Source organism: Kibdelosporangium phytohabitans (genome assembly GCF_001302585.1).
Classification (GTDB): domain Bacteria; phylum Actinomycetota; class Actinomycetes; order Mycobacteriales; family Pseudonocardiaceae; genus Kibdelosporangium; species Kibdelosporangium phytohabitans.
This window is the reverse complement of record NZ_CP012752.1, coordinates 6332637-6338067: the sequence shown is the minus strand read 5'-3', so window position 1 is coordinate 6338067 and position 5431 is coordinate 6332637. Positions and strand designations below refer to the sequence as shown.

Annotated in this window: 5 protein-coding genes; all 5 read left to right on the top strand. The window is 68.9% G+C overall.

Features of this window, described 5'->3' with window-relative positions; translation table 11 throughout:
• Nucleotides 1-62 precede the first annotated feature (62 nt).
• The 5 genes from AOZ06_RS28755 (at nt 63) to AOZ06_RS28735 (ending at nt 5410) form a co-directional block, all read left to right on the top strand.
• Nucleotides 63-1355 (top strand): YrhB domain-containing protein, encoded by a 1293-nt coding sequence (locus AOZ06_RS28755; RefSeq protein WP_054296992.1) that lies wholly within the window; start codon nt 63-65, stop codon nt 1353-1355.
• Nucleotides 1356-1365: 10 nt separating this feature from the next.
• On the top strand, nt 1366-1986 hold the full coding sequence (locus tag AOZ06_RS28750) for a type VII secretion system-associated protein (protein WP_054292256.1): 621 nt from the start codon (nt 1366-1368) through the stop codon (nt 1984-1986).
• A 263-nt stretch (nt 1987-2249) separates the two neighbouring features.
• On the top strand, nt 2250-2810 hold the full coding sequence (locus AOZ06_RS28745; protein WP_054292255.1) for a type VII secretion system-associated protein: 561 nt from the start codon (nt 2250-2252) through the stop codon (nt 2808-2810).
• A gap of 404 nt (nt 2811-3214) precedes the next feature.
• Nucleotides 3215-4519 carry a branched-chain amino acid ABC transporter substrate-binding protein gene (locus AOZ06_RS28740; protein ID WP_225952931.1) on the top strand — a complete coding sequence of 435 codons (1305 nt, stop codon included), beginning with the start codon at nt 3215-3217 and terminating at the stop codon, nt 4517-4519.
• A 411-nt stretch (nt 4520-4930) separates the two neighbouring features.
• Nucleotides 4931-5410 carry a hypothetical protein gene (locus AOZ06_RS28735; protein WP_157233304.1) on the top strand — a complete coding sequence of 160 codons (480 nt, stop codon included), beginning with the start codon at nt 4931-4933 and terminating at the stop codon, nt 5408-5410.
• The last annotated feature ends 21 nt before the right edge of the window (nt 5411-5431 follow it).

Here is a 5431-nt window from a genome sequence, read left to right as displayed (position 1 = left end):
CCAGCACGGCGGCGAACCTTGTCTCGGGACCCGTCCGGCCTGAGACGTACTACAGAAGGAAGATGGCGACGATTGTGGACAAGGACGACTCCAGACGACTGGCCGCGGCCTGGCTGGACCGGACCTACGGGGGGCGGGTGGCGCTCGCGGAATCGCAGCCGTTCGCCGAGCGGGCGCGGACTTGGCTGTTCAGTTGCCAGTACGCCGACGGGCCGGTGGAGCCGATGCTGGCGGCCACTCTGGCCGTGCCGAAGGACGGCGGGGAGCCGTTCCCGGTGGCCAATACCGACCCGTTGGACGAGCAGCTGAACGCGCCGGACGGCACGGATTCCTGGCGGCGGCGGGTCAACGCGCGCAACTGTCTGGTCGCCACGGACGCGGCGGTGCGCCACCGGCCGGCCAGTGCGCTGCCGTGGCGGCCGGAGGACGAGATGCCTGGCTGGTGGGACCGGTTGCTGACCGGCGTCTTCGCGGGCGCCGAGGTGGCCACGTGCGCGAGCTGGTCGGAGGTGGCCGACGCGGTCGTGACCGGCGGCCCCGGTACGCACGCCGCAGTGTGGCTGCGCCGGGAGCTTGACGGGCTGCCGCTGACCGGTCATCTGCTGTACGCGCAGTATCGCGACGGTGGTGCCATGCTGCTTGACGGACAGCGGGGCAGTCTGGCCCGCTGTTACGACGACGAGGTGGGCAGCCTCGTGGTGGCCCGGTTGCACCGGCCCGAGGCGGGCGTCGGGGATCCGCTGCCGGTGCCCTGGCAGCGGGCCGCGCCGCACTTCGCGGCCGCGGTGGCCAAGGCGCAGGCGTGGCTGGAGCACACCTACGCCGGCGAGGCGGTGCTGGTCGATCCCGGGCCGGGTGATGAGACCCGGCGTGGTTGGCTGTTCGCGTGCACCACGCGCCGGTTCGCCGACACCGGTGACTGGCGTGAGCAGATGCTGGACGCGGCCCTGGTGGTGCCCAAGGCGGCCGGTGAGCCGCCGTTCGGCCTGCCCAACCCCGACCCGTGGACCTGGATGACCCGGTGGGACGACGGCGAGCCGGACCTACCCGCCCCACCGGCCCCCGGCCCGGCCGCGTGGTACGCGTCCACCATGGACCAGATCGGCGCCGTGCTGAGTGCCCACGCGCACCAGGACTGGGCCGGGGCGGTGCAGGAGATCGTCAACTTCCCCGAGGACGCGCGGGCCCTGGTGTGGGTGCGCAGGCAGGACTACCGCGGCCGGGAAACGGTGGGGAACCTGATCGTGGTGGCCAACGAGCGGGACAACGTCCGGTTCGTGGACGGAATGGCCGAGGACGGCAAGGCCACCTTCGAGGCGAACGCGGCCTGCGTGCACGTGATCCGGTACCGGTGAGGAGACCGCAATGACGACCGAAAGCGCCGACCGGAAGCCGGTCGAGAACGTCGAACTGCCCGCCGGTCCCGGCGACCCGGGCGAACCGCAACGGCTGGTCCTCGACGACCACTGGGTGTTCATGATCGACCCGGCGTGGGCGCCGGGCAGCGACGACGCGCAACCGCCGGTGGAAGCGGTCGTGGGCGGCTGGTACATCGGCCAGGACGGCGAAACCGGGATGTTCCAGCCGAACCCGGACTACCAGCCCTCCGAGCCCGGCCTGCCCACCGACCCAGTGGATGCCGCCGTACAGCTGATGGTGCGCGGCGACGGCGACGGCGACGAGTTGCTGAAGACCCTGCACCAGGTCGTGCTCGGCGTCGCGCTGGACGAGGAGGGCAATCCGGTGGTGGCACCGGCGCCGGACGGTGTTCCGTCGGTACTGGTGACCACCGCACCGGCGCACCGCGAGCAGGTGAACGCGCCGGACTGGGCAGAGGTCACCCTGCGCGAGCTGGCCGAAGCGCTACCCGACGAAGGGATCGACGTGCTGCTCAACCCCGGCGCGCCCGCCTCGATACGGCTGCTGGCCACAGTGGTGAAGCAGCCGGCGCGCGGCCCAGTCGAACAGACCACCTCGGCGCAGTGACCCGGCGCGACCGCACGGCGTTGCCCGCCCCAGCCTGGACGGGCGTCCAGTGATGGGCCGTGGACGCCTCACCGGAAACGACAGGTCGCTGGCTTGCCGGAGAACTTATGACGATCAAGGGACGAACACCGAACCGGACATGCGTCGCCATGGGAGGTGAGGTCGTGAGGCCGCAGGCGTCCGGCCAGCCGAGCCAGTCACTGCCGGGCCGGTGACATGATCACGACCCGAGTTCCCGCCTCCGCCAACGGAAGGACCGGACGATGACCGAGGACGACACGCTGGGCAACCTGCTTCTGCTGATCGACCCCGCGTGGGCACCGGATGAGGGTTCCGATGAAACGCCTGTCGAGTCGATGATCGGAGCCTGGCTGGTGAACCCGGATGGCACCTGCGGCTGGTTCCAGCCCAATCCCGTGTACCGGCCGGCCAACCCGAACTCACCGCTGGACCCGGTCGACGCGGTACTCGGCATGATCGCCCGTGAGGAGACCGGCGCCGCGGGCCTCCTCCCTGCCGTGCTCGCCGATATGACGTTCGGTGTCGCACTGGACGAGGAGGGCACCGCGATCGTCCAACTCGCGCCCGACGGCATGCCTTCCGTCCTGGTGACGACCTCGTACGGACATCGGGATCGGGTGGAGGCCGCTGGGTGGCGGAACACCACGCTCGCGGAACTGGCTGCCGCCCTGCCGTCGCAAGGGGTCGATGTTCTGCTCAACCCCGGGGCGTCGACCTCCATGCGGTTGCTCGCCGACGCCGTGCGGGAGGCCGCTGAGTGGAAACCGGATCAGCCCGAGTCGGACACCGGCGCCACCCGGTAACAATCGCCGCGGCGACGTTCCGGCCCGTGGTCTCGACGATGCGCGCTACACCGGCGCAGCTCGTGGAGTTCATCGGGCCACGTAAGTCTCATCGAGTAGGCAGGTCGCCGCGGCGGTTTCCACGCCGTCGTCTCGAAACCCGGTAGAACCGCGGCGTTCGCGGGTTTGGTCCAGTCGGGTGTTTCGCCCAGGTTGATCTTGTACCCGCTCTGTGGTCGGCATAGTGTCGTCGGGAAATGTGCCCGGCCGGATAGCGCTTCGCGGACCTTCCTGCACTGTTGTGCCCGTTTGTGAGGGCGTGTTCGGGCGATGTCCGGCCGTCCTCCTTGCCAGTGGCCGTCCACCTCCGATAGGCATGTGCCGCGTCCGGACGATCCGGAGTGACGGCGCGGATCTTGTGACCTTTGTGGACATCGCAGATCGCCAAAGCGCCCGCCGCCACCGACAATCTGGTCGGCGGCACCAGGAAAGGACAACAAGTGCACAATCCCACAGCGAAAGCCGGTGCGCTCGTCGCCGGCTTGCTACTGCTGGCCGCCTGCAGCTCGAACAAGAACGAAGCGGGCGCGGGTGGGCAGGCAGCCGGATGCGACACCAGCAAGGGAACGCTCGTGGTGGGTCTGATCGCCCCGCTGAGCGGCGGCGTCTCCTCCATCGGGCTCGGCATCCGCAACTCCGCCGAACTGGCCGTCGCTCAAGCCAACGAGCAGTGCAGGGTCAAGGGTTACCGGCTGGCCTTGCAGTCCGAAGACGACCAGGCCACTCCGCAGGTCGGCGTCCAGGCAGCGTCCAAACTGTCCTCGAGCCCTGAAGTCGTCGGCGTCATCGGCACTTTCAACTCGTCGGTGGCGCAGAGCGTCCAGCCCGTGCTGGCCCAGAAGAAGATCGTGCAGGTCTCACCGGGCAACACCAACCCGTCGCTGACCAAGGGGGACGACCTGGCGCACCCCAAGCGGCAGTTCGCCAGTTACTTCCGGACGTGCACCACGGACGCCTACCAGGGTCCCTACGCGGCGGACTACCTGGTTGGCAAGGCGCGCAAGAAGAAGATCGCGGTCATCACCGACGGCAAGACCTACGGCGTCGGCATCGCGGGCGAGTTCGCCAAGCACGCGCGCAAACTCGGCGCCCAGATCGTGACCCAGGAGACTGTCGGCGAGAAGGACGCCGATTTCTCCGGTGTGCTGCGCAAGGTCAAGGCGGCCGCGCCGGACGCGATCTACTACGGTGGTGAGTTCCCCGCGGCGGGACCGTTGAGCAAGCAGGCGGCCGGGATGGCGTTGGACGTGCCGGTCATGGGTGGCGACGGCATCTACGACCCGAAGTTCATCGCACTCGGTGGGAAAGAGGGTGACCTGGCGACATCGGTCGGGGCGCCCACCGAGTCGCAGCAGACCGCCAAGGACTTCATCGCCGAGTACACCAAGAAGAACTACCCGGACGGGTACGGCGGATTCGGTGCTTTCTCCTACGACGCGACCAACGTGGTCATCACCAGCCTGGCGAACGCGCTTGGCGCGAACGGCACCTGGGAGGAGTCGAAACGCGCTGCCATGCTCGAGAACGTGCAGAAGTACCAGGGCAACGGTGCTACCGGCAAGATCGCGTTCGACGAGTACGGCGACAGCACCAACAAGGTGCTCACTGTTTACGGGGTGACCAACGGCAAGTGGACCGTGGTCGAGACCGGCTCGTTCAACGGGAGCTGACCGGCCGCCTCAGCTGGGTGTTCCACCGGTTCACCGGTTGTGCACGAGGCACATCCACCGCACAGGAACGCGGCGACGCCCGCGCACTCCGCTGGACCCGGTGGCGGGCCGCCTGCGTCGAGCAACAGCACGTCGATCGTCGAGCGCCCGCCGCTCGGCGATCGACGCCCTGCGTCCACACAGGACGAGGTTCGCGTACTCACAGAACGAGTTCCATCACATCACGCCCGCGCCAGTGACCGCAGCGGGCGTCTGGCGTGTGCGGCGTTGCGTGCGCACCAGGAATGCAGCCAACACGCCGGCGACCACGAACGCGCCGGTGCTGAGTCCGATGTAGCTGAAGACCCGGGGGCCGAGTTCGCCGGTGACCCGCCGACGTCCACCCGGGTGGACTTGAGCACGGCGGCGCCGATGAGGTTCAGTACCACCGAACCGATCGCGATCATGACCAGGCTGGACACCACCCCCTGTCGGTCGGCGGGTGCCAGGATCGACGCCATGTTGAAGCCGTACGTCACGAGCGACCCGGCGGTGAGGCTCAGCATGAGGGAACAGGCGACCGCCAGGGGGAGCGTCGACGCCCCGGCGGACAACCCGGCCGTCCCCATTAATCCGAGCGCCACCCCGGCTGCCAGCGTCGAGGCCGGTCCGATGCGTATCGCGAGCGCGCCGGACAGCGTGCACAACGTCATCGTCGACGCGTGGCTGAGGTCTGCGGCGCAAGCCCACGACCTCGAACGGATGATGAGCCAAACGCTGCCCGCACTGCGGATCCAGGACAGGTCGGTCGTCCTGCGCACGGTCAAGTTGCTCGGCCGTGTTCTCGACGCGGAAGGGAGATCAGCGCGGTCCGTTCCGCTGCTGACCGACGACTCGCGTGCGGGCCGATGAGCCGTCCGTCACGAGCCGAAC

Excerpts from the sequence above, each read along its gene's own strand:
- AOZ06_RS28755 (WP_054296992.1), top strand. The coding sequence starts at position 63 with ATGGCGACGATTGTGGACAAGGACGACTCCAGACGACTGGCCGCGGCC.
- AOZ06_RS28750 (WP_054292256.1), top strand. The coding sequence starts at position 1,366 with ATGACGACCGAAAGCGCCGACCGGAAGCCGGTCGAGAACGTCGAACTG.
- AOZ06_RS28745 (WP_054292255.1), top strand. The coding sequence starts at position 2,250 with ATGACCGAGGACGACACGCTGGGCAACCTGCTTCTGCTGATCGACCCC.
- AOZ06_RS28735 (WP_157233304.1), top strand. The coding sequence starts at position 4,931 with ATGAGGTTCAGTACCACCGAACCGATCGCGATCATGACCAGGCTGGAC.